Raw genomic sequence first — 23,656 nt, 5'->3', positions numbered from 1 at the left:
ACGCAACCCATTAATAATTTGCATATGAAAAAAATAATCTTTGCTTTTATTATATTATTTGTGTTTTTACTCCCTATGATTATTTTTTACCAACCCTGGGTCAATGCATTACCGTCAACGCCCCGACACGCAAGTCCTGAGCAATTAGAAAAAACAGTTCGTTATCTTACACAAACTGTGCATCCACGTAGTGCCGACAATATTGATAATCTGAATAGGTCCGCAGAATATATAAAAGAGGTCTTTGTCAGTAGCGGTGCCAGAGTTACCTCGCAGGACGTCCCCATTACGGGTGGCCCCTACAAAAACATTGTTGCTGATTATGGTCCTGCCGATGGACCGCTGATTATTATTGGTGCGCATTATGACTCTGCCAGCAGTTATGAAAACGATCAATTGACCTATACGCCGGGCGCGGATGATAACGCCAGCGGTGTGGCAGGATTACTCGAACTGGCACGTTTGTTACATCAGCAAGTACCGAAAACAGGCGTGCAGCTGGTCGCCTATGCGTCGGAAGAACCGCCCTTCTTTCGTAGCGATGAAATGGGGAGCGCGGTGCATGCAGCTTCGCTTGAGCGTCCAGTGAAATTAATGATAGCACTGGAGATGATTGGCTATTACGACTCTGCGCCTGGAAGCCAGAATTACCCTTACCCGGCAATGTCCTGGCTTTATCCCGATCGGGGAGACTTTATTGCCGTGGTCGGCAGAATACAGGATATCAACGCCGTTCGTCAGGTAAAAGCGGCATTGTTGTCATCTCAGGATTTATCTGTTTATTCTATGAATACCCCAGGGTTTATTCCCGGTATTGATTTCTCTGACCACCTGAATTATTGGCAACACGATATTCCCGCCATAATGATTACTGACACCGCTTTTTATCGTAATAAACAATACCACTTGCCCGGTGATACCGCAGACAGATTGAATTATCAGAAAATGGCTCAGGTAGTGGATGGTGTTATAACTTTGTTATACAACAGTAAATAATAAAAATTTCTCGAGGCGGGTCCAGAAAAAGCGACATGCACATTTTATTTTCCCTCATCTGTTTTAAGATGCGAAACATGAAATTCAACGGAGGAAAAATAAATGGGAATGATTGGCTATTTTGCAGAAATTGACTCAGAAAAGATTAACCAACTGCTTGAGTCTACTGAAAAACCTTTGATGGATAATATACATGACACGCTTTCAGGATTACGCCGACTGGATATTGATAAACGCTGGGATTTTTTACACTTTGGGCTGACAGGCACCTCTGCTTTTGATCCCGCGAAGAATGATCCGCTGAGTCGTGCCGTGCTTGGTGAACACAGCCTCGAAGATGGCATAGATGGCTTCCTTGGATTGACCTGGAATCAGGAGTTAGCCGCGACAATCGACCGACTGGAATCACTGGATCGAAATGAACTGCGTAAACAGTTTTCCATTAAGCGACTCAATGAAATGGAGATTTATCCGGGAGTGACCTTTTCAGAAGAGTTAGAGGGGCAACTCTTTGCCTCGATCATGCTTGATATGGAAAAGCTGATTAGCGCGTATCGACGTATGCTGCGACAAGGGAATCATGCGCTGACGGTTATTGTTGGGTGATATAGCTTGATGCCTGGGGGAGAAAGACCCATTAGTTAAGATTTACGCCAGGATCATCTTGAAAAAATCTTTAACCATGGTCCGGTTTTTATCCCCTTGTATAAATATTACTAAATGCTTGCTTAGTCGCATTGTTAAATGCAATACCGTATATTCGGTATGTAACAGCGATATCCTCTGTGCTGGCAACGATCTGTCATGCTTGATGAAAACGGAATTGAACCTGTCATTACCAGGTAGATAAAAAGCCTGTTCAATTTTGGGATTATTTTTTATAACTCGTGTCTGTTATGGCGACACGGGAAAACATCAATATTGTCCTTCACAAATTGCAGTAATATAGAATCAACCTCTCTTGCAAGTTGGTCACAATGTATTATAAGCATTTTGAATATGTCATCCTCTGTAATCTCGTGAAAATTTTCGGCCTTGTCTTTTAGCTCATCATATCGGATTCTTGCAGTAACCATTTTTTGGGCGAGTTCTAATAACCCCAAAGCTTGCAATTGCTGGTGAGTATGATCACTTTCAAAAAATATCCCACACTCCATTCCTTCCCAACCAACATATTCATGCCATTCATAAACCAGCATAAATGTTTGTAAAACTGGCGGTAATAATTGGATATCTGCAAAACCAAACCAAAACTTACGCTTGAGATCCCACTCATATTCAATCGCCAATGCTATATTGTTTAAGGCATCTCCGGCATCCTTATTTTTACGCAAAATCAATTCCGTCAGTGTATAGCGTTGTTCATCAATACGCCGAAGAGCTTCTGCAATATCATAGTTTGTAGCCAACAAAACATTCTCTGCTTCCTGATGAGTGACGTCTGCTTTTGCCGTCAATATATTGATTTGGTCAATATGAAACAACTTGATGGCTTCATCAACATCACCGCCAGTCCTCTCTAACAAACGTCTGGCAACCTGGATACCGACAGGTACGTTCTTCCGAAGTTTACGAATTTCACTTAACCATTCCATGTCAAACCCCTTTAAATATTTATGATATTAAATATAACAACGTCTGGATAACGACCCGGCCTGACTGAATATCTCACGTTTTCCTGCTTAACATTCATGTTATGATGCTCTTGAAACTAATAATACGTATGGAATTGTCACTATTTATCTGCTAATGAATTCAAACAATGTCATTCGTTTGATGAATATATTATTTCAGGGAATAATTATGACACCTTTAGAACGCATTACCCAACTTGTTAATATCAATGGTGATGTTAATAATCCTGATACTCCTCGTCCATTGTTATCTCTTGAGGATTTTTTTATTGACAATAATATCCATGGTTCAATATGTTGCAATGTGATTCCAGAACAATCTCCGCAAGCTATCTATCACCATTTTCTGAAAATACGTGAGCGTAACAATGTTAGTGATGTTTTGGTAGAAATTACGATGTTCGATGACCCAGACTGGCCCTTTAGTGAAAGTATTTTAGTTATCACCACTGCTTCACCAGAAGAAGTTCAGAGCTGGTTTGTAGAAGAAATTGCCCCTGATGAGTGCTGGGAAGGATGGTCAGAAGATACGGAGCATGGATGGGTTGAAGTCCCTGTGGGTATGCATCCGGTTACTTGTTGGTGGGATTAAAACATTTATATAAACAGATAAGCGGATGTTTACATAAATTTTTATGTGAAGGAACATGATGAAACTTATTCCTCGCAGTAGTGATATTTCACCTGGCATTGATGGAATTTGCCCGGGGCCTTTTCCTCCGAACGGATTTACCGTACTTACAGATGCAGCATATGGTAACGGAGACTGTTTCGGTTTGTACTGGCCTATTGGTCAGGAGCATAAACTACCTATAGTGTGCGAAACGTACCATGACGAATGGCGAATCGTACCTGCCTTTTCCAGCATTAAGAAGTTCGAAGAATGGCTGGAAGTGAATGATGATGATCCCCATGAAAATGGCATCAGCATCGAAGATCAAGACTTTGCAGCAAATCTCTTCCGTGTTGCTCGGAAATGTCTTTCAACGGGAAGGCTTGATGACGCACTGCCACTGTTACAGCGAGCAACAGAACAATTGCCTGAAGTCAGCGAATATTGGTTAGCACTGGCAATCCAGTATCGCCGATGTAAAAAAACAGAAGCTGCAGCACAGGCTGCGCTTAATGCTTATCTTGGCAATTGGGCATTTGGTGTTCCTGACAATAAAGTCATTCATTTGCTGTCACAGGCCGCAGATGTCCCGAATTTCCAGGATGATCCTGTGATTCAGTGCATTAAAGAACAAGGATTAGATCTTAGCTTTGGAGGAACAAAGGAAAATAATAATTACCCCTTGATGCAGATGTGTGTTGATACTTATTTTGCGCAGAGAAAACCGCTTCAGGCATTAACCCTGTTACATAATTATGCCTGGATAATGTCCAGTGAAACGACTGCATTTCAGGAACGCTATGATTTTAATATCGATGAATGGCGGGCAAAATTCAGGCAGTTATGTTTAGAGTATTTTGGCGATAGTCGTACACAGTTCACTTAACGCTCTGCGTCTATCTACTATCCCTTCTTTTTCAGAAAAACCGCCGAGCATGTCGGCGGCTTTCTGACTTACAAAGTAACAGATTACATCAGCGGCATTGCCAAACGCACAATGCTAATCAGCGGTTGTGGCCATACACCCAGCACCAGTACCAACAGTGCAGAGATCAGCACAACGATACCGCCCGCGCTGTACTGCCAGTTTGATGGTGCATCGCGACCCGGTTGTTCCGGGGCGTGAAGATACAGGCTCACCGCCACGCGCAGGTAGTAGTAGAGGCCGATTGCCGAACCGACAACCACGGCACCCACCAGCCACCACAAGTGTGCCTGGACACCGACCGCCAGCACGTAGAACTTACCGATAAAGCCCAGCGTCATCGGGATACCGGCCAGAGACAGCATCATCACCGTCATCACTGCCGCGAGGATCGGACGATGCCAGAACAGACCGCGGTAAGAGAACAGGGAATCAGCATCCGGGCCACGATACGGGCTGGACATCAGGCTGACCACGCCGAACGCGCCGAGGCTGCTGAACAGATAACCGGCCAGGTAAACCCCTACCGCTTCCATCGACATCTCGCCGGTTTGCAGCGCAATCAGCGCTACCAGCAGATAGCCGAGGTGAGAGATAGATGAGTAACCGAGCAGACGTTTGATATTGGTCTGGCTCAGCGCCATCAGGTTACCGAAGATGATGGAGGCAAAGGCGATAATCGCCAGCACCACGCGAATCGCTTCGCTGTCACCCACCGGTGCGTAGAGGAACAGACGCATCACCACACCGAAGATAGCGATTTTGCTCGCCGTCGCCAGGAAAGTGGAAACCGGCGCAGGCGCGCCCTGGTATACGTCTGGCGTCCACAGGTGGAACGGCACCAGAGAGAGTTTGAAGCCGAGGCCAACAATCATCAGGCCGAAACCTGCCAGCAACAGCGGCTCGTTGAGCATACCGTCGCCAAGGTTTTTACCCAACGCGACAAACGACAGGTCGCCAGACTGCGCATACACCAGCGCCATACCAAACAGCAGGAAAGAAGACGCTGCGGCAGAAAGGATGGTGTATTTGATACTGGCTTCCAGTGAACGTTTCTGGCGGAAAGCGTAACCGACCAGGCCAAACAGCGGCAAAGAGATCAGTTCGATACCGAGGAACAGAGACGCCAGATGGTTGGCATTCGCCAGCAGGATCCCGCCCAGCGCGGCAATTAACACCAACAGGTAGAACTCATCCTTGTTGTCGTTATAGCCTTCAAGCCACGGGTAGGCGAAAGTACAGGTGGCGAGGCTCGCCAACAATACCAGCCCGGTGTAAAGCATGGCGAAACCATCAACGCGCATCAGCGGCGTAACGTCCATAGCGCCCGCCTGGCCAACAAACCAGAGCGAAACCAGCGCCGCGTTAAGCCCAATAACCGAGAGCGTAGCGTTGAGGAAATGATTGCGTCGCCACGCAATGGAGAGCATCACAACCACCACCGTCAAGCCGACGATCAGCAACGGTAGCAGTGCGATCAGGTTTTGTGGAGTTATTGTCATGGCGATTTACGGCCTTGTAGTAGTAACGGAATTAACAAACCACTGCTGGATATTGCCAATCGCGGAGTGCGAGGTATCCAGAATCGGCTGCGGATAGAAGCCCAGCAGTACCAGCAGCACCACCAGCAACAGGATCATAAACAGCTCACGCAGCGACATCCCTGGCAGTTCCTGGCTGGCAATCTGGCTTTTCGCTTTACCGAAGTAAGCGCGATGTAACATCGCCAGCGAATAAACAGATGCAAAGACCAGCCCAAAGGTAGAGATAACGGTAATCACCGGTACAACCTGGAAGCTGCCGAACAGAATCATAAATTCGCCGACGAAGTTACCGGTGCCAGGCATCCCAAGCGTTGCCACCGCAAAGAACAGCGACAGTGCTGGCAGCCATTTCATCTTGCTCCACAGACCGCCCATCATGCGCATGTCGCGGGTATGGATACGTTCATAAAGCTGACCACAAAGAATAAACAGACCCGCCGCCGACAAACCGTGCGCAATCATCTGGATTACCGCGCCCTGGTAGGCCAACTGGCTGCCGGTGTAGATAGCAATCAGCACGAAGCCCATGTGGGAAACCGAGGTGTAGGCGATCAGACGTTTGATATCGGTCTGGGCGAAGGCCATCCACGCACCGTAGAAGATGCCGATAACACCCAGCCACATAGCAATTGGCGCGAACTCTGCCGACGCGTTCGGGAACAGCGGCAGGGAGAAACGCAGCAAACCGTAAGCGGCAGTTTTCAGCAAGATCCCCGCGAGGTCAACGGAACCGGCGGTCGGAGCCTGGGAGTGCGCATCCGGCAGCCAGCCATGCAGCGGAACCACCGGCATTTTGACTGCGAAGGCGATGAAGAAGCCCAGCATTAACAGGTATTCCACACCACTGGACATTGGCGTATTCAGCAGCTCTTCATAGTTGAAGGTCCAGACGCCGGTCGCATTGTAGTGAACAAAAACCAGCGCCAGGATGGCAATCAACATCACCAGGCCACTCGCCTGGGTGTAAATGAAGAACTTGGTTGCCGCCGTGATACGCGTTTTACCGTCAGAGGCTTTATGCCCCCACAGTGCGATCAGGAAGTACATCGGCACCAGCATCATTTCCCAGAAGAAGAAGAACAGGAACATGTCGATGGCAAGGAACACGCCGATAACGCCGCCCAGGATCCACATCAGGTTGAGGTGGAAGAAGCCCTGATATTTTTCGATCTCTTTCCACGAACATAGTACCGCCAGCACACCGAGCAGACCGGTCAGCACGACCATCAGCAGCGACAGCCCGTCAATGGCGAGATGAATAGAGATACCAAAACGCGGGATCCACGGCATGTCGAATTCAGACTGCCACTGCGGAATTCCGGCGGATTGCGTCAGTGAATAACCGCCCTGCAACCACAGTTGCAGCGACAGCGCCAGCGTCAATCCCATGGTGATCAGCGCGATCCAGCGTGGCACCTTGACGCCAAAGCGTTCGGTCTGCCAGCACAGGAAGCCGCCAATAAAGGGAATTAATATTAGCCAGGGTAGTAACATGGCGATCTTTATTCCTTGTAAAAGTCCCGTCAGGACCGGATTTTCAACGAATTCTCACGACAGAAAATTCTCTTCGGACTGGGGGTAGTGTCGGATGCACCGCGAAGGCGGCTTATCCGACCTACGTTCTTATATGCCCAGGGGCAATCCCACAATCCTTAACTCAACGCAGTACCATCAACAGTGCCAGCACCACGACCGCACCGATGCTCATGGATGCCACATACCAGCGCAGATAGCCGTTCTCACTTAACAGCAGACCTTTACCTGCAAAGCGGGAAAGGACAGCCGGGATGTTCATCATTGAGTTCAGCGGATCGCGTTTCAGCAACCAGGCAATACCCAGGAACGGCTTGACGAACACTTTGTCATACAGCCAGTCAAATCCCCAGGCGTTGTACCACCAGGTGCCCAGCAGACGGCCCGGCGCACTGTTGGCGATGGAGGTCACCAGAGTACGTTTACCCAGCCACAGCCAGGCTGCCAGCAGAATGCCGACCACCGCGACCACGCCAGAGGTAATTTCCAGGGTCAACATGCTGCCGTGCGCCAGTTCCGTCGTTTGCGGAAGCACGCCCTGCAGCGGCGGTACAATCAGTGCGCCAACGAAGGTGGAAAGGATCAGCAGCACAATCAGCGGCAGGCTGTGAGTTACCCCTTTCACGGCGTGAGCGTGAATTTGTTCTTTTCCGTGGAAGACGATGAAAATCATACGGAAGGTGTAGAGCGAGGTCATAAACGCACCGACCAGACCTGCCACCATCAGATTGATATGACCATTCGCCATCGCACCCGCGAGGATCTCATCCTTACTGAAGAAGCCCGCAGTGACCAGCGGTAGTGCCGACAGTGCTGCGCCGCCCACCAGGAAGCAGAGATAAACCAGCGGAATAGATTTACGCAGACCGCCCATCTTGAAGATGTTCTGTTCGTGATGGCAGGCCAGAATGACGGAACCGGATGCCAGGAACAGCAGCGCTTTAAAGAACGCGTGGGTCATCAAGTGGAAAATCGCCGCATCCCATGCCTGCACGCCAAGCGCGAGGAACATGTAGCCAATCTGGCTCATGGTAGAGTAAGCGAGAACACGTTTGATGTCGGTCTGTACCAGCGCGGCAAAACCGGCCAGCAGCAGCGTAACCGCCCCGACAATACCCACCAGATGCAGAACTTCCGGCGTCATCAGGAACAGGCCGTGGGTACGGGCGATCAGGTAGACACCCGCGGTTACCATGGTTGCGGCGTGGATCAGCGCGGAGACAGGCGTCGGGCCCGCCATCGCGTCGGCAAGCCATGTCTGCAACGGCAACTGCGCAGATTTACCGACCGCACCGCCCAGCAGCATCAGCGTCGCCCACATCAGCATGTTATTGCCGTCAGCAAAGTTCGCTGGTGCCAGTTCCACCATTTCGCGGAAGTTCAGGGTGCCCAGTTCGTTGTAAAGAATGAACAGTGCGAAAGCGAGGAACACGTCACCCACACGGGTCACGACGAACGCTTTCATTGCCGCTGCGCCATTCTTCGGATCGGTGTAATAGAACCCGATCAGCAGATAGGAGCACAGGCCCACGCCTTCCCAGCCGAGGTACATCAGCAGCAGGTTGTCGGCAAGCACCAGAACCACCATGCTGGCGATGAACAGGTTGGTGTAAGCGAAGAAGCGAGAGTAGCCCTCTTCACCGCGCATATACCAGGAGGCGTACATGTGAATAAGGAAACCCACACCAGTGACCACCGAGAGCATGGTCAGCGACAGGCCGTCCAGCACCAGGTTAAAACCGATGTTAAAGTCGCCTACCGACATCCACGTCCACAGCGGCTGGCTGTATGTCTGCTCGCCGTTAGCGAAGAAATCAACGCCGATAAAGGCGGTTACCAGCGCCGCCAGGCCCACAGAGCCTACGCCGACGATCGCCGAGACGTTTTCAGACCAGCGCCCACGGGAGAATGCCAGCAGGACGAAGCCAATCAATGGCAAAATAATGGTTAAGGCAAGCATGTTCATCCGCGCATCTCACTTACTGAATCGATGTTCAGGTTCTGGCGACGACGGTGAAGTTGCAGCAGCAGCGCAAGGCCGATACTCGCTTCTGCCGCCGCGAGGCTGATGGCGAGAATGTACATCACCTGACCGTCGGTCTGGCCCCAGTAGCTTCCGGCGACCACGAAGGCCAGCGCGGAGGCGTTAATCATGATTTCCAGACCAATCAACATAAACAGCAGATTGCGACGGATAACCAGACCGGTTAAGCCAAGAACGAATAAGATTGCCGCGAGGATCAGTCCATGTTGTAAGGGGATCATGCGTGCTCCTCCGTTTTTCTTTTCGCGCTGTCGTCTTTACGATTGCTCAGCACTTCACCCGCACGCTCTTCACGACCGACGTGGAAGGCCACAACCAGACCTGCGAGCAGCAGCATAGAAGCCAGTTCCACCGCCAGTACGTAAGGCCCGAACAGCGTAATACCCACTGCTTTAGCACTGATTGGCGTACCGTCGATACCCTGATCGTTAACACCGAGGATGGCGTAAACAATCACCACCAGCATGATGGCCGACAAAATTGCCGGACCAATCCACACCTGCGGTTTCAGCCACTGGCGTTCCTGTTCGATTTCTGAACCGCCCAGGTTGAGCATCATCACCACGAACACGAACAGCACCATAATGGCACCCGCGTAGACGATAATTTCCAGCGCACCGGCGAAGTAAGCGCCCAGTGAGAAGAACACCCCGGAAATCGCCAGCAGCGAAATAATCAGGTACAGCAGTGCGTGTACCGGATTGGTATGGGTGATCACTCGCAAGGTCGCAAGTATGGCTATCAGGCCACAGATATAAAAAGCGAACTCCATTGCCCCTCTCCTTACGGTAACAGGCTCTTGACGTCGATAGGCTTGGCTTCGTTCTCTGCTTCGCCCTTATCTTTGCCGTCGATTGCCATACCTGCCATCCGGTAGAAGTTATATTCCGGGTATTTGCCCGGACCGGAGATCAGCAGATCCTCTTTCTCGTAAACCAGATCCTGGCGCTTGTATTCCCCCATTTCGAAATCCGGGGTTAACTGAATCGCCGTGGTCGGACAGGCTTCTTCGCACAGACCACAGAAAATGCAGCGTGAGAAGTTGATGCGGAAAAATTCCGGGTACCAGCGACCGTCTTTGGTTTCTGCTTTTTGCAGCGAGATACAGCCGACCGGGCAGGCTACCGCGCAGAGGTTACAGGCTACGCAACGCTCTTCGCCGTCCGGGTCGCGGGTCAGAACGATACGACCACGATAACGGGGCGGCAGATAGACCGGCTCTTCCGGGTACATTCGCGTTTCGCGTTTGGCGAACGCGTGCAGGCCGATCATCCAGATACTACGAACCTGGGTGCCGAAACCTACTAACAATTCTTTTAAGGTCATGGTCTTATTGCCCCTTATTGCGCCTGCCAGAGAATGACAGCCGCCGTTACCAGCAAGTTGATCAGCGTCAGCGGCAGGCAGATTTTCCAGCCGAAGGACATTACCTGGTCATAACGCGGACGCGGTAACGACGCACGAATCAAAATGAACATCATCATAAAGAACGCGGTTTTCAGCGCGAACCAGATGAATGGCGGTAACAACGGGCCTTGCCAGCCACCGAAGAACAGCGTCACCATCAATGCAGAGATGGTCACAATCCCGATGTACTCACCCACGAAGAACAGACCGAACTTCATACCGGAATATTCAATGTGGTAACCATCCGCCAGTTCCTGCTCGGCTTCCGGCTGGTCAAACGGGTGACGGTGACATACCGCCACGCCCGCGATGGCAAAGGTAATAAAACCAAAGAATTGCGGGATAACGTTCCACACATGCGCCTGGCTGTTGACGATGTCGGTCATGTTGAATGAACCGGCCTGCGCCACCACGCCCATCAAGGAAAGCCCGAGGAACACTTCGTAGCTCAGGGTCTGCGCAGAAGCACGCATCGCACCCAGCAACGAGTATTTGTTGTTACTTGACCAGCCCGCAAACAGCACCGCGTAAACCGCCAGACCTGCCATCATCAGGAAGAACAAAATCCCGATGTTCAGGTCGGCAACCACCCAACCCGGACTGACTGGCACAATCGCAAAGGCCAGCAGCAGCGAGGTAAAGGCAATCATCGGTGCCAGGGTAAAGATGACGCGATCCGAGAATTTCGGGATCCAGTCTTCTTTAAAGAACATTTTGATCATGTCCGCAACCAGCTGGAGCGAACCGCCCCAGCCAACACGGTTAGGTCCGTAACGGTTCTGGAACAGACCCAGCAGGCGACGTTCGCCAAAGCTCATGAATGCCCCGCAGGTGACAACCACCAGCAGGATCACCACCGCTTTGAGGATGGTCAGCAGGATCTCAATCAGTTCCGGTGATATCCAACTCATTGTTGTGCCTCCTTGAGATCCTCAAGATGCGCGCCAGCCAGCACCGGAGCAATGCCGGACATACCCATCGGCAAGCCCACCTGCCCTGCCGTCAGTCCTTCGGCGATTTCAACCGGCAGCGTGACCGTGTTGCCATCGTAACTAAAGGAGACGCGTGTACCTGCGTTCACACCCAACTTCGCGGCATCCGCTGGGTTGAGTTTGATGTACGGCTGCGGCATACGGCTCTGGAAGACCGGAGCACGCTGTGACAATTCATCGCTGCCAAACAGGTGGTAATACGGCGCGATACGCCATTTCCCGTCCTGCGGCTGGAAGCGTGCCGGTACGCTGGTGAAGTAATCCAGACCATTTTCGCTGGTTTCAAACAGACGCACGCCCGGATCGCCAAAGCGCAGTTTGCCGCCCACTTCGTCCTGGAATTTGTTCCACGCCTGCGGGGAGTTCCAGCCCGGCGCCCAGGCAAACGGCACTTGCGAACGGTGCGCAGTCGGCTGGTTGTTACCTTCCATCGAGAAGGTGAACATGGTGTCAATATCCTGCGGCTGACGCGGCTCATGAACGCTGATATTGGCGCGCATGGCGGTACGACCGCTGTAACGGTGCGGTTCACGGGCCAGTTTCTGCCCACGAATACGGAATGTCGCATCCGGCGCAGCATCTTTGATACCTGCCAGTTCCGGGATTTTCGCCACAACAGCGTCAATCACATGGTCGAGCTGCGTCCAGTCCACTTCACGGCTCAGCAGGGTGCTGTGCAGCGAGTGTAACCAGCGCCAGCTTTCCAGCATGACAGTTTTGCTGTCGTAATAAGCAGGATCGTAAACCTGGAAGAAACGTTGGGCGCGGCCTTCGTTGTTGATCACCGTACCGTCGCTTTCAGCAAAGCTGGCAGCAGAAAGTACCAGATGGGCGTTTTCCATAATCGCTGTGCGTTGATGATCAACCACCATCACCAGCGGTGCTTTAGCCAGCGCAGCATTCACGCGGATAGCAGAAGCGTGACGATGCAGATCGTTTTCCAACACCACCACCGCGTCGGCGCGTCCGGTTTCCAGTTCGGTTAACGCTTCTTCAAGCGAACCGCCACCCATAATGCCCAGCCCCATGCTGTTGACGGAACGGGCAATCATGGTGATACCGACGTCAGCGCCGCGACCTTTCAGGGCTTTCGCGACGTTAGCCGCCGCCTGAATCACCTCTAAGCTACCGGCGTTCGTCCCGGAGATAATCAACGGTTTCTTCGCACCTGCCAGTGCCTGCACGATGACGTCGATTTTGCTTTGCAGCTCAGGTTCGATACCGTCAACCGCTGGTGCAGAGTTATCCAGCGCATGGGCGATGGCAAAACCTAAACGCGCCTGATCTTCAACCGGTGCGCGGTAAGTCCACGCCGCGATATCATCCAGACGGGTGTCATCAACGTTGGTAACAAACAGCGGATGCTTCGCACGTTGACCGATGTTGAGGATTGCCGCAATCTGCCAGTCAGCCACTTTCTGTGCTGCCGCCATTTCGCGCGCTTTACCTTTCACAGCCTGACGCACTGCCAGCGCGACGCGCGCGCCGGTCTGGGTAACGTCTTCGCCCAGCACCAGTACCGCATCGTAAGATTCGATTTCGCGCAGAGCCGGAGTATAAATGCCGCCTTCACGCAGCACTTTCAGCGCCAGTTGCAGACGTTCCTGCTCACCGTGAGCGATACCGGTGTAGAAGTTTTCTTCGCCCACCAGTTCACGCAGCGCAAAGTTGCTTTCCACGCTGGCACGCGGAGAACCAATACCGATCACTTTCTTCGACTGACGCAGAATATCTGCCGCGCCCTGCATTGCCTGTTCGGCGTTGAGGGTAATGAAATCATCGCCACGACGCTGTACTGGCTGACGCGGACGATCCTTCAGGTTGACGTAACCGTAACCGAAACGACCACGGTCGCAGAGGAAGTAGTGGTTTACCGTACCGTTGTAACGGTTTTCGATACGACGCAGTTCGCCGTAACGTTCACCGGGGCTGATGTTACAGCCGATGGAACATTGCTGGCAGATGCTCGGCGCAAACTGCATATCCCATTTACGGTTGTAACGCTCGGAGTGCGTTTTGTCGGTAAATACGCCGGTCGGGCAAATTTCGACCAGGTTACCGGAAAATTCGCTTTCCAGCGTGCCGTCTTCCGGGCGACCGAAGTAGACGTTGTCGTGCGCACCGTAAACGCCCAGATCTGTACCGTCAGCGTAATCTTTGTAGTAACGCACACAGCGGTAGCAGGCGATGCAGCGGTTCATTTCGTGAGAGATGAATGGCCCCAAATCCTGATTACGGTGGGTACGTTTGGTGAAACGGTAGCGACGGAAGCTGTGTCCGGTCATCACAGTCATATCCTGAAGATGGCAGTTACCGCCCTCTTCACATACCGGACAGTCGTGCGGGTGGTTGGTCATCAACCACTCGACCACGCTTTCACGGAACTGTTTCGCTTCTTCGTCGTCAATGGAAATAAAGGTGCCATCGGAAGCCGGTGTCATACAGGACATCACCAGGCGACCACGCGTGTCTTCCGCGTTTTGGTATTGCTTCACCGCACACTGGCGGCAAGCACCGACACTTCCCAGCGCCGGATGCCAGCAAAAGTAAGGAATATCAAGGCCCAGAGACAGACAAGCTTCCAGCAGGTTGTCCGCTCCGTTGACCTCGTATTCTTTGCCGTCTACATGAATTGTAGCCATTAGCATGCTTCCAGTTTTCTCAGTCAGAGACTGAGCGTTAATCGAAATTCGGTTACCAGCGCTCTTTCAGCAGGTTCGGCTGAATCCCATTAATCAAATGGGTATTGCTGAACGGCTGTTTGATTCCCGCCTCAAATTCTTCGCGGAAATATTTGATGGCGCTCTGTAACGGCTCCACTGCACCAGGTGCGTGGGCACAGAAAGTTTTACCCGGGCCTAAGAATCGACACAGTTGCTCAAGTGTTTCGATATCGCCCGGCTGACCTTCACCACGCTCCAGCGCACGCAGAATTTTCACGCTCCACGGCAGACCGTCGCGGCACGGCGTACACCAGCCGCAGGACTCACGGGCGAAAAACTCTTCCAGGTTACGCACCAGCGACACCATGTTGATCTCATGGTCAACCGCCATCGCCAGCGCCGTACCCAGACGGCTGCCCGCTTTACCGATACTTTCGAATTCCATCGGCAGATCAAGGTGCGCTTCGGTCAGGAAGTCAGTCCCCGCGCCGCCTGGCTGCCAGGCTTTAAATTTCAGACCATCACGCATACCACCGGCGTAATCTTCGAGGATCTCGCGTGCGGTGGTGCCGAACGGCAGTTCCCACAGTCCCGGATTTTTCACCCGACCGGAGAAGCCCATCAGCTTGGTGCCAGCATCTTTACTTTTCGAGATGTTCTGATACCACTCCACGCCGTTAGCGAGGATCGCCGGAACGTTACACAGGGTTTCGACGTTGTTGACACAGGTCGGTTTACCCCATGCGCCGGAGGTTGCCGGGAAGGGTGGCTTCGAGCGTGGGTTAGCACGACGTCCTTCCAGGGAGTTGATTAACGCTGTTTCTTCCCCGCAGATGTAGCGCCCTGCCCCGGTATGGACGAACAGTTCGAAATCGAAACCTGTTCCCATAATGTTTTTGCCAAGCAGACCCGCTTCGGTGGCTTCGGCAATGGCACGGCGCAGATTAACTGCCGCTTCGATATATTCGCCACGCAGGAAGATGTAGCCACGGTAAGCTTTCAGCGCAAACGCGGAGATGAGCATACCTTCCACCAGCAGGTGCGGCAGTTGCTCCATCAACAGGCGGTCTTTATAGGTGCCCGGCTCCATTTCATCGGCATTACACAGCAGGTAACGGATGTTCATGGATTCGTCTTTCGGCATCAGGCTCCATTTCAGGCCAGTCGAGAAGCCCGCGCCGCCGCGCCCTTTCAGACCAGCGTCTTTTACCTGATTAACGATTTCGTCCGGAGACAGCCCGGTCAGCGCCTTACGCGCGCCTTCGTAACCGTTTTTGCTGCGGTATTCGTCCAGCCACACTGGCTGTTTGTCATCGCGCAGACGCCAGGTCAGCGGATGCGTTTCGGGAGTACGGATAATGTTTTTCATTTATACCGCTCCAGCAGTTCAGGGATCGCTTCCGGGGTCAGATGCGCGTGAGTGTCCTCATCGATCATCATGTTTGGCCCTTTATCACAGTTCCCCAGGCAGCAAGTTGGCAGCAGCGTAAAGCGGCCATCAAATGTCGTTTGCCCTGGTTTGATGTTCAGCTTTTTCTCGAGCGCCGCCTGAATACCCTGATAACCGTTGATATGACAGACCACGCTGTCACAATAACGGATCACATGGCGACCAACCGGCTGGCGGAAGATCTGACTGTAGAACGTTGCCACACCTTCGACGTCGCTTGCCGGAATACCCAGCACATCGGCGATCGCGTGGATCGCACCATCCGGCACCCAGCCACGCTGCTTCTGAACGATTTTCAGCGCTTCAATGGACGCCGCACGCGGGTCTTCGTAGTGGTGCATCTCGTGCTCGATCGCTTCACGCTCTGCCGCACTCAGCTCAAAAGCCTCGGTTTGTGGTTGTTGATTCTCGTGCATAATTAGCGGTCCACATCTGACATAACAAAATCGATACTGCCCAGATAAACAATCAGGTCAGACACCAGGCTGCCGCGGATCGCCGCCGGAATTTGCTGCAAATGCGCAAAGCTCGGGGTACGAACACGGGTGCGGTAACTCATGGTGCTGCCGTCGCTGGTCAGGTAGTAACTGTTGATCCCTTTGGTCGCCTCAATCATCTGGAAAGATTCATTGGCAGGCATCACCGGACCCCACGACACTTGCAGGAAGTGGGTGATCAGGGTTTCGATATGTTGCAGCGTGCGCTCTTTCGGCGGCGGCGTGGTCAGCGGGTGATCCGCTTTGAACGGGCCTTCCGGCATGTTGTTGAGGCACTGCTCAAGAATGCGCAGACTCTGGCGCAGCTCTTCCACTTTAAGCATTACGCGGGTGTAGCAGTCAGAAACGCCACCACCCACCGGGATTTCAAAGTCGAAGTTTTCATAGCCAGAATAAGGACGCGCCTTACGCACGTCGAAGTCGATCCCGGTAGCACGCAGGCCCGCGCCAGTGGTGCCCCACTCCAGCGCCTCTTTCGCGCCATAGGCGGCAACGCCCTGGGAACGACCTTTCAGAATGGTGTTTTGCAGCGCCGCTTTCTCGTAAGACGCCAGACGTTTCGGCATCCAGTCGAGGAACTCACGCAGCAGGCGATCCCAGCCGCGCGGCAGGTCGTGCGCTACGCCGCCAATACGGAACCACGCCGGGTGCATACGGAAACCAGTGATTGCTTCCACCAGATCGTAAATTTTCTGACGATCGGTAAAGGCGAAGAACACTGGCGTCATTGCGCCGACGTCCTGAATAAAGGTCGAGATATACAGCAGGTGACTGTTGATGCGGAACAGTTCGGAGAGCATAACGCGAATGACGTTAACGCGATCCGGCACGGTGATCCCGGCCAGTTTCTCTACCGCCAGCACGTAAGGCATTTCGTTAACGCAGCCGCCGAGGTATTCGATACGGTCAGTATACGGAATGTAGCTGTGCCAGGACTGGCGTTCGCCCATTTTCTCCGCACCACGGTGGTGGTAACCGATGTCTGGTACGCAGTCGACAATCTCTTCGCCATCGAGTTGCAAAACGATACGGAAAGCCCCGTGCGCCGACGGGTGGTTCGGACCGAGGTTGAGGAACATGAAGTCCTCGTTTTCGGTGCCGCGCTTCATCCCCCACTCTTCCGGTTTGAAGGTCAGGGCTTCCATCTCCAGATCCTGTTTGGCTTTGGTCAGCTCAAACGGCGAGAATTCGGTAGCGCGCGCCGGATAATCTTTACGCAGCGGGTGACCTTTCCAGGTTTGCGGCATCATGATGCGTCGCAGGTTCGGGTGACCGTCGAAAGTAATGCCAAACAGATCCCAGGTTTCACGCTCATACCAGTTAGCGTTCGGGAACAGTTTGGTGAAGGTCGGTACGTGCAGGTCGTTTTCTGCCAGCGCCACCTTCAGCATGATGTCGCGGTTACGATCGATAGAAATCAGATGGTAGAAAACGGAAAAATCCGCGGCAGGTAACCCTTCGCGGTGTGTGCGCAGACGTTCGTCCATGCCGTGTAAGTCAAACAGCATGACGTAAGGTTTCGGCAGTTTCTTTAAGAAATCGCCAACTTCCAGTAATTGTTCACGCTTGATCCACACAACGGGAACCCCGGTGCGAGTCGCCTGAACAGTAAAGGCATCCGGCCCAAAACGGTTGCGCAGTTCGCCAATCACCGGATCATCAAGATGATCGCGGGTCTGCCAGGCGGGTTCTTGCGCGGTTAAGTCGGTCATATTGTTCACCATTGCAAATGGTCCGTGGTGACTGTCGGCGCAGTAAGCTTCGCGAAATAGATTTAGGAATAAGCGAAGAAAAATCCCTTTGCCGACAGGCGCAAATTAAATCTCGTCAGGTGTACGCAGGTTAGTTACGGCAATGCGTTCACCGCGCTTGCGTTCGCGCTCTGATTGCATATTGGCGCGATAAACGCCCTGATCGCCAACCACCCAGGAGAGCGGACGACGTTCTTTGCCGATAGATTCCTGCAACAGCATCAGTGCCTGCATGTACGCTTCAGGACGCGGCGGGCAGCCCGGGATATACACATCAACCGGGATGAATTTATCGACGCCCTGCACAACGGAATAAATATCGTACATACCACCAGAGTTGGCACAGGCACCCATTGAGATAACCCATTTTGGTTCCAGCATCTGGTCATACAGACGCTGAATAACCGGTGCCATTTTGGTAAAGCAGGTTCCTGCAACCACCATCAGGTCAGCCTGACGCGGCGAAGCACGCAATACTTCTGCGCCAAAACGCGCCACGTCATGCACCGCGGTAAACGAAGTCACCATCTCAACGTAACAGCAGGAAAGACCGAAGTTATACGGCCAAATTGAGTTTTTACGACCCCAGTTAACCATGTCATTGAGCTTGCCCATAAACACGTTTTTGTTAACTTCTTGCTCCAGAGGGTCGGTTACGATCTCCTGCTTTTGCAGGGGGTAACGGTCGTTCTCACCGTTGGGATCTATGCGGGTGAGCGTATAATCCATCTTAATGCCTCGCGGTTAGCGTTGACGATTAGCGATACTGTTCGTTTCCGGGTTCATACGCTCGCGGCGTGAACGCGCGGGCGTCCAGTCCAGCGCGCCAATACGCACCAGATAAACCAGACCTGCCAGTAACACAAAAATAAAAATTGCAGCTTCCACAAAGCCTACCCAGCCGCTTTCGCGGATAGAGGTTGACCATGCGAACAGATACAGCGCTTCAACGTCGAAGATAACGAAGAACATGGCCACCAGATAAAACTTGGCGGACAGGCGTAAGCGGGCGGAGCCGACCGAGTCGATACCGGATTCAAACGGCACGTTTTTCGACCTCGCGCGTGCGCGACCGCCTAAAAACCAACCGCCTACCAGCATCAGGCAACACAGGCCAATGGCAACGATAAGAAAGATAGCGAATGCCCAGTGATGAGCGATGACTTCAGTGGATGTTGACATACTCATTGCTTACTCATCAAAAGTAGCGCCAGATTCACTGCTCTTCACGGCAGATGGACGCCACATCGATTCATGGGGAGGAATAAAAAAAACCTTACAATCACTGTAGAAATTCTTTTATACAGCTAATTGATGTGGTTTTTTACTCCTTTCTATAACCTTTTGTCAACTTTAACAAAAGTTTCTTCACATTAGTTTACATAATATCAACACCATTAGCATTTAATGCCCTTTCACCCCAGATCCTTGACGACTCCAGGATAATTAGATGTTGTTGAATCGTGTCCGTTGTGAAGCAATGGAAAAAATACGGGTCTATTTTGACAGGAATTTGTGTCGATTCCTCCCCCCAAAAGAGAGTATTTTCTTGATCTGTGACACGCTTTTGTCATTCCATAACAAAAACGCAGCAACAAATTTACGTATTTTTTAACATCATTGTAGCAGGTGATTTTTTTCAGGCGATTATTTGTGCGTTCGGGACGTGAATCTCTGGTGGTTGAAAAATGAACAGTTTTGTACGTTCTGCACTATGCGATGAAGGATTTTTACTAAAAAAAAGCCGCTGGGGTTTAAAACACCCCCAGCGGCTCGTTTTTTACACTATTGTCTCAGGAATTATCTATCGTCCGTCGATTACTCGATATCCCTTTCAATCAACAATGAATCATCCCCTTCCGGAGCAGACATTGGGCTGTATTGCCACGGATTATGGTAGCTCTCCATCGCCTGATAGATCACCTGGGCCAGCTCATTATTACTGGACGGATCATAGCACAGCAAATATTCGGTATCAGGTAGCGGCGGTAAGCCATCTACTCCACTCAGCACACGCAGGTCCGGGCTCATCATCTCAACCGGCCTTGCCGTCACGCCAAGACCGGCTTTCACTGCCGCACGAACGGCCGGAAGCGTCGAGGCGACATAAGCCAGTCGCCATGGAATATCTGCTTTATTAAGCGTCGCCAGCACCATATCGCGAAACGGGCTAGGATCATCCAGCAATACAAGAGGGATCGGCTCGCCTTTTTGCAATATGTATTCCGCTGCGCAGTACCAGTGTGTTGGCGAGGTACGCAGGTTCAATGCCTTAAACGCTGAAGGACGATGGGTGGTTACCATCAAATCCACTTCCTGGGATTCCAGCATTTCTGCCATATAGGCATTACGTTTAACGCGGACATCCAGCGCTAATTTCGGATAAACCGAACTCACGCGATTTAACAGGAAAGGTAAGATCGTATCGGCAGATTCATCTGAAGCACCGATAGTTAATACGCCCTGAAGATTACTGAACATTAATGATGAGCAGGCCTCATCATTAAAACGCAGGATTTTCCTGGCGTAACCAAGAAGTTGAATGCCATGTTCAGTTAACAGTTTGTTGCGACCGTGACGAGCGAACAGTTCTTTCCCAACGAGTTGTTCCAGACGCTGCATTTGCTGACTTACGGCGGACTGAGTACGACACACAGCGGCAGCTGCGGCAGCAAAAGTGTTCAGATCGGCAACAGCAACAAATGTTCTCAGCAGATCGAGGTCGAGGTTAATTATCGGACGATTTGCACTTATCATATATTATCACTTACTGGCGGCTCATACTGAGCTGGTTAATGCTGTGCACACACAAACAAGCAATTCCATTTGTAATGTGCCTCCCTGGCAGTTTCATCCGGAACCCGGACGAAAGTAAAAATGCATATGAGTTGCACTAAAAAAGCGACTCACATTGTTCCGTTATAATGCCTGAAGTAGATCACAGAATATATCTTCAGGGATCGCATATCTATTAAGTTACTCACTCTTTTCTATTTATGACATGCGCGTGTTTGTATAAATGTAAATGTGAGTCCTTGTTCCACTCTCGTGCAGCATCGCTGGTCATACGCGAACACGTACCAACAGCAATGGTGAGGCGGCATCAAGAGCAGGGATCCGTCATTTATCCGAGCATTTTACCCCAAAAACCTTTTATTTATAAGGGTCATTGCGAATTATCTGATGCAAAGTTATGTTATGTTAGGCAAAGTAATCTTCTATTATTAATAAGCACATCAAAACCTTTTTGAATATTAAATAATAATTAATTAGCATCATCCTCATTCATTAATTCCGCTTAACAATAGTTTCACACCTTGCCCCCATTGCGACACCTCGGAAATCATCACGCAGTTAAACTCTCCGTAATGAGGAAATATCATCATCGCGTTTCATTAGTGAATTCTTAAATGAGGCATTTTCACACAATTATCTTACAGATAAAAAAACCAGACTTACAATTAAGAATCAGAACAATTCACTATATAACATTGCATGTAAAGCATATACACCTCATTATTTTGTCATTATTAAGTTATTAACAGCACAATCGAGCCTTCCCCTCTGGCAAAATCTTATTCTGCAGACCTTCAAAACACCGTCCTGGGGGAGTACATTGTTCTAAGCTGACTTCCACGGCAGGGAGTGGCGATAACAGCAAAAAAGGTCAAGATTCATGTCCCCCATTGAAAAATCCAGCAAATTAGAGAATGTCTGTTATGACATCCGTGGTCCGGTGCTGAAAGAAGCAAAACGCCTGGAAGAAGAAGGTAACAAGGTACTGAAACTGAACATCGGCAACCCAGCCCCGTTCGGTTTTGACGCGCCAGATGAAATCCTCGTTGACGTGATACGCAACCTGCCTACCGCTCAAGGGTATTGCGATTCCAAAGGTCTTTACTCCGCGCGTAAAGCCATCATGCAGCACTACCAGGCTCGTGGCATGCGTGATGTTACCGTGGAAGATATTTACATCGGCAATGGTGTATCGGAGCTTATCGTTCAGGCAATGCAGGCATTGCTGAACAGCGGGGACGAAATGTTGGTTCCTGCACCAGATTACCCACTCTGGACCGCGGCGGTTTCGCTTTCCAGCGGTAAAGCGGTGCATTATCTTTGCGATGAATCCTCTGACTGGTTCCCGGACCTCGATGATATTCGCGCTAAAATTACGCCTCGTACGCGTGGGATCGTTATTATCAACCCAAATAACCCAACCGGCGCGGTATATTCCAAAGAGCTTTTAATGGAGATTGTGGAGATTGCACGTCAGCATAATCTCATTATCTTCGCCGATGAAATTTATGACAAAATTCTCTACGACGACGCTGAGCATCACTCAATTGCGCCGCTGGCACCTGACCTGCTGACCATTACCTTTAACGGACTGTCGAAAACGTACCGCGTTGCAGGCTTCCGTCAGGGGTGGATGGTGTTGAACGGGCCGAAAAAACACGCCAAAGGCTACATCGAAGGTCTGGAAATGCTGGCTTCAATGCGCCTGTGTGCTAACGTTCCTGCGCAACACGCCATTCAGACCGCGCTAGGTGGTTATCAGAGCATCAGTGAATTTATTACCCCTGGCGGTCGTCTTTATGAGCAGCGTAACCGCGCGTGGGAACTGATCAACGATATTCCGGGCGTTTCCTGCGTGAAACCTCGTGGTGCGCTGTATATGTTCCCGAAAATCGACGCCAAACGCTTTAACATTCACGACGATCAGAAAATGGTGTTGGATTTCCTGTTGCAGGAAAAAGTTCTGTTGGTGCAAGGGACGGCATTCAACTGGCCGTGGCCGGATCACTTCCGCATTGTCACGCTACCGCGTGTCGATGATATCGAGCTGTCTTTGAGCAAGTTCGCGCGTTTCCTTTCTGGTTATCATCAGCTGTAATCTTAATTTCACTGCCGGAGATTGCATCCGGCAGCGTTATCCCGCCACAATGACCTGATGATGTCATCATACGTAAGGTCACTATGAAACAGAGCCATTTTTTTGCCCATCTCTCCCGCCTGAAACTCATTAACCGCTGGCCGCTCATGCGCAACGTGCGGACGGAAAATGTGTCCGAACACAGTTTGCAGGTAGCGATGGTCGCCCATGCGCTGGCAGCTATCAAAAATCGAAAATTTGGCGGTAATGTCAACGCCGAACGTATCGCTTTACTGGCGATGTACCACGATGCCTCAGAAGTGCTCACCGGCGATCTCCCTACTCCGGTGAAATACTTCAATTCGCAAATCGCTCAGGAGTACAAGGCTATTGAAAAAATCGCTCAGCAAAAACTGGTCGATATGGTTCCGGAAGAGCTGCGGGATATCTTTGCGCCGTTAATTGACGAGCATGCATATAGCGATGAAGAAAAATCGCTGGTGAAACAGGCAGATGCACTGTGTGCATATCTGAAATGTCTGGAAGAACTCGCGGCCGGAAATAATGAATTCTTGCTGGCAAAAACGCGACTGGAAGCGACGCTTGAAGCGCGTCGCAGCCAGGAGATGGACTACTTCATGGAAATATTTGTTCCCAGCTTCCATCTTTCGCTCGATGAGATTAGCCAGGATTCACCGCTGTAAGCAGCCGGAGTCTGCGTCGCATCAGGCAAT

Annotated in this window: 21 protein-coding genes; 6 read left to right on the top strand and 15 right to left on the bottom strand. The window is 51.3% G+C overall.

Going from position 1 to position 23,656, the window contains the following annotated elements:
- Positions 1–24 precede the first annotated feature (24 nt).
- Positions 25–996 (top strand): M28 family metallopeptidase, encoded by a 972-nt coding sequence (locus KXD89_RS07190; protein WP_000719999.1) that lies wholly within the window; start codon positions 25–27, stop codon positions 994–996.
- A 102-nt stretch (positions 997–1,098) separates the two neighbouring features.
- Entirely contained in the window at positions 1,099–1,602 is a 504-nt protein-coding gene (locus KXD89_RS07185) for a YfbM family protein (RefSeq protein WP_000525360.1), read from the top strand.
- Between the two features lie 272 nt (positions 1,603–1,874).
- Here KXD89_RS07185 and yfbN read toward each other — a convergent pair whose 3' ends face one another.
- A complete protein-coding gene (yfbN, locus tag KXD89_RS07180) occupies positions 1,875–2,591 on the bottom strand; it encodes a protein YfbN (RefSeq protein WP_000455114.1) in 717 nt (238 codons plus the stop codon).
- Positions 2,592–2,799: 208 nt separating this feature from the next.
- Here yfbN and yfbO point away from each other — a divergent pair, with 208 nt between their 5' ends.
- Positions 2,800–3,222, top strand: a complete 423-nt coding sequence (gene yfbO, locus KXD89_RS07175) for a protein YfbO (protein ID WP_000188051.1) — start codon at positions 2,800–2,802, stop codon at positions 3,220–3,222.
- Positions 3,223–3,280: 58 nt separating this feature from the next.
- Positions 3,281–4,129, top strand: coding sequence for a tetratricopeptide repeat protein YfbP (yfbP, locus tag KXD89_RS07170; RefSeq protein ID WP_000767280.1), 849 nt, complete (start codon positions 3,281–3,283; stop codon positions 4,127–4,129).
- An 83-nt stretch (positions 4,130–4,212) separates the two neighbouring features.
- Here yfbP and nuoN read toward each other — a convergent pair whose 3' ends face one another.
- The 14 genes from nuoN to lrhA form a co-directional block, all read right to left on the bottom strand.
- Positions 4,213–5,670 (bottom strand): NADH-quinone oxidoreductase subunit NuoN, encoded by a 1,458-nt coding sequence (nuoN, locus tag KXD89_RS07165; protein ID WP_000156701.1) that lies wholly within the window; start codon positions 5,668–5,670, stop codon positions 4,213–4,215.
- A gap of 6 nt (positions 5,671–5,676) precedes the next feature.
- A complete protein-coding gene (gene nuoM / locus KXD89_RS07160; protein ID WP_000926441.1) occupies positions 5,677–7,206 on the bottom strand; it encodes an NADH-quinone oxidoreductase subunit M in 1,530 nt (509 codons plus the stop codon).
- 163 nt (positions 7,207–7,369) lie between these two features.
- On the bottom strand, positions 7,370–9,211 hold the full coding sequence (gene nuoL, locus KXD89_RS07155) for an NADH-quinone oxidoreductase subunit L (protein WP_072647330.1): 1,842 nt from the start codon (positions 9,209–9,211) through the stop codon (positions 7,370–7,372).
- Entirely contained in the window at positions 9,208–9,510 is a 303-nt protein-coding gene (gene nuoK, locus KXD89_RS07150; RefSeq protein WP_000612644.1) for an NADH-quinone oxidoreductase subunit NuoK, read from the bottom strand. Before nuoK ends, nuoL begins: the two co-directional genes overlap by 4 nt.
- Complete coding sequence (gene nuoJ, locus KXD89_RS07145) at positions 9,507–10,061, bottom strand: NADH-quinone oxidoreductase subunit J (RefSeq protein ID WP_000393511.1); 555 nt, start codon at positions 10,059–10,061, stop codon at positions 9,507–9,509. The genes nuoK and nuoJ overlap by 4 nt, the downstream gene beginning before the upstream one ends.
- 11 nt (positions 10,062–10,072) lie before the next feature.
- Positions 10,073–10,615: an NADH-quinone oxidoreductase subunit NuoI gene (gene nuoI, locus KXD89_RS07140; RefSeq protein ID WP_000172749.1), complete on the bottom strand. Its 543-nt coding sequence runs from the start codon at positions 10,613–10,615 to the stop codon at positions 10,073–10,075.
- Positions 10,616–10,629: 14 nt separating this feature from the next.
- Positions 10,630–11,607, bottom strand: a complete 978-nt coding sequence (nuoH, locus tag KXD89_RS07135) for an NADH-quinone oxidoreductase subunit NuoH (protein WP_000118507.1) — start codon at positions 11,605–11,607, stop codon at positions 10,630–10,632.
- On the bottom strand, positions 11,604–14,330 hold the full coding sequence (gene nuoG / locus KXD89_RS07130) for an NADH-quinone oxidoreductase subunit NuoG (RefSeq protein WP_000190939.1): 2,727 nt from the start codon (positions 14,328–14,330) through the stop codon (positions 11,604–11,606). Before nuoG ends, nuoH begins: the two co-directional genes overlap by 4 nt.
- A 52-nt stretch (positions 14,331–14,382) precedes the next feature.
- Positions 14,383–15,720, bottom strand: coding sequence for an NADH-quinone oxidoreductase subunit NuoF (nuoF, locus tag KXD89_RS07125; RefSeq protein ID WP_000789500.1), 1,338 nt, complete (start codon positions 15,718–15,720; stop codon positions 14,383–14,385).
- A complete protein-coding gene (nuoE, locus tag KXD89_RS07120) occupies positions 15,717–16,217 on the bottom strand; it encodes an NADH-quinone oxidoreductase subunit NuoE (RefSeq protein WP_000545042.1) in 501 nt (166 codons plus the stop codon). The genes nuoF and nuoE overlap by 4 nt, the downstream gene beginning before the upstream one ends.
- 2 nt (positions 16,218–16,219) lie before the next feature.
- Positions 16,220–18,022 carry an NADH-quinone oxidoreductase subunit C/D gene (nuoC, locus tag KXD89_RS07115; protein WP_000247879.1) on the bottom strand — a complete coding sequence of 601 codons (1,803 nt, stop codon included), beginning with the start codon at positions 18,020–18,022 and terminating at the stop codon, positions 16,220–16,222.
- Positions 18,023–18,115: 93 nt separating this feature from the next.
- Positions 18,116–18,778 (bottom strand): NADH-quinone oxidoreductase subunit NuoB, encoded by a 663-nt coding sequence (nuoB, locus tag KXD89_RS07110; RefSeq protein ID WP_000386733.1) that lies wholly within the window; start codon positions 18,776–18,778, stop codon positions 18,116–18,118.
- Between the two features lie 15 nt (positions 18,779–18,793).
- Positions 18,794–19,237 (bottom strand): NADH-quinone oxidoreductase subunit NuoA, encoded by a 444-nt coding sequence (nuoA, locus tag KXD89_RS07105; RefSeq protein ID WP_000062997.1) that lies wholly within the window; start codon positions 19,235–19,237, stop codon positions 18,794–18,796.
- 630 nt (positions 19,238–19,867) lie between these two features.
- A complete protein-coding gene (gene lrhA / locus KXD89_RS07100) occupies positions 19,868–20,806 on the bottom strand; it encodes a transcriptional regulator LrhA (RefSeq protein ID WP_000622280.1) in 939 nt (312 codons plus the stop codon).
- Between the two features lie 919 nt (positions 20,807–21,725).
- Between lrhA and alaA the strand changes: the two genes are divergently transcribed.
- A complete protein-coding gene (gene alaA / locus KXD89_RS07095) occupies positions 21,726–22,943 on the top strand; it encodes an alanine transaminase AlaA (RefSeq protein WP_000074527.1) in 1,218 nt (405 codons plus the stop codon).
- A gap of 83 nt (positions 22,944–23,026) precedes the next feature.
- Entirely contained in the window at positions 23,027–23,626 is a 600-nt protein-coding gene (gene yfbR / locus KXD89_RS07090) for a 5'-deoxynucleotidase (RefSeq protein WP_000813859.1), read from the top strand.
- Positions 23,627–23,656: the final 30 nt, after the last annotated feature.

Source organism: Escherichia sp. TC-EC600-tetX4 (assembly GCF_019356055.1).
GTDB lineage: Bacteria > Pseudomonadota > Gammaproteobacteria > Enterobacterales > Enterobacteriaceae.
This window is presented reverse-complemented; position numbering and strand designations above follow the sequence as displayed.

Bases quoted from the DNA above. Each gene is read 5' to 3' on its own strand.
- nuoN (WP_000156701.1), bottom strand. From the start codon at position 5,670: ATGACAATAACTCCACAAAACCTGATCGCACTGCTACCGTTGCTGATC.
- nuoL (WP_072647330.1), bottom strand. From the start codon at position 9,211: ATGAACATGCTTGCCTTAACCATTATTTTGCCATTGATTGGCTTCGTC.
- nuoE (WP_000545042.1), bottom strand. From the start codon at position 16,217: ATGCACGAGAATCAACAACCACAAACCGAGGCTTTTGAGCTGAGTGCG.
- yfbN (WP_000455114.1), bottom strand. From the start codon at position 2,591: ATGGAATGGTTAAGTGAAATTCGTAAACTTCGGAAGAACGTACCTGTC.
- nuoA (WP_000062997.1), bottom strand. From the start codon at position 19,237: ATGAGTATGTCAACATCCACTGAAGTCATCGCTCATCACTGGGCATTC.
- nuoB (WP_000386733.1), bottom strand. From the start codon at position 18,778: ATGGATTATACGCTCACCCGCATAGATCCCAACGGTGAGAACGACCGT.
- nuoC (WP_000247879.1), bottom strand. From the start codon at position 18,022: ATGGTGAACAATATGACCGACTTAACCGCGCAAGAACCCGCCTGGCAG.
- alaA (WP_000074527.1), top strand. From the start codon at position 21,726: ATGTCCCCCATTGAAAAATCCAGCAAATTAGAGAATGTCTGTTATGAC.
- lrhA (WP_000622280.1), bottom strand. From the start codon at position 20,806: ATGATAAGTGCAAATCGTCCGATAATTAACCTCGACCTCGATCTGCTG.
- nuoH (WP_000118507.1), bottom strand. From the start codon at position 11,607: ATGAGTTGGATATCACCGGAACTGATTGAGATCCTGCTGACCATCCTC.
- yfbP (WP_000767280.1), top strand. From the start codon at position 3,281: ATGAAACTTATTCCTCGCAGTAGTGATATTTCACCTGGCATTGATGGA.
- nuoK (WP_000612644.1), bottom strand. From the start codon at position 9,510: ATGATCCCCTTACAACATGGACTGATCCTCGCGGCAATCTTATTCGTT.
- KXD89_RS07190 (WP_000719999.1), top strand. From the start codon at position 25: ATGAAAAAAATAATCTTTGCTTTTATTATATTATTTGTGTTTTTACTC.
- nuoG (WP_000190939.1), bottom strand. From the start codon at position 14,330: ATGGCTACAATTCATGTAGACGGCAAAGAATACGAGGTCAACGGAGCG.
- nuoI (WP_000172749.1), bottom strand. From the start codon at position 10,615: ATGACCTTAAAAGAATTGTTAGTAGGTTTCGGCACCCAGGTTCGTAGT.
- nuoJ (WP_000393511.1), bottom strand. From the start codon at position 10,061: ATGGAGTTCGCTTTTTATATCTGTGGCCTGATAGCCATACTTGCGACC.
- nuoM (WP_000926441.1), bottom strand. From the start codon at position 7,206: ATGTTACTACCCTGGCTAATATTAATTCCCTTTATTGGCGGCTTCCTG.
- yfbR (WP_000813859.1), top strand. From the start codon at position 23,027: ATGAAACAGAGCCATTTTTTTGCCCATCTCTCCCGCCTGAAACTCATT.
- KXD89_RS07185 (WP_000525360.1), top strand. From the start codon at position 1,099: ATGGGAATGATTGGCTATTTTGCAGAAATTGACTCAGAAAAGATTAAC.
- nuoF (WP_000789500.1), bottom strand. From the start codon at position 15,720: ATGAAAAACATTATCCGTACTCCCGAAACGCATCCGCTGACCTGGCGT.
- yfbO (WP_000188051.1), top strand. From the start codon at position 2,800: ATGACACCTTTAGAACGCATTACCCAACTTGTTAATATCAATGGTGAT.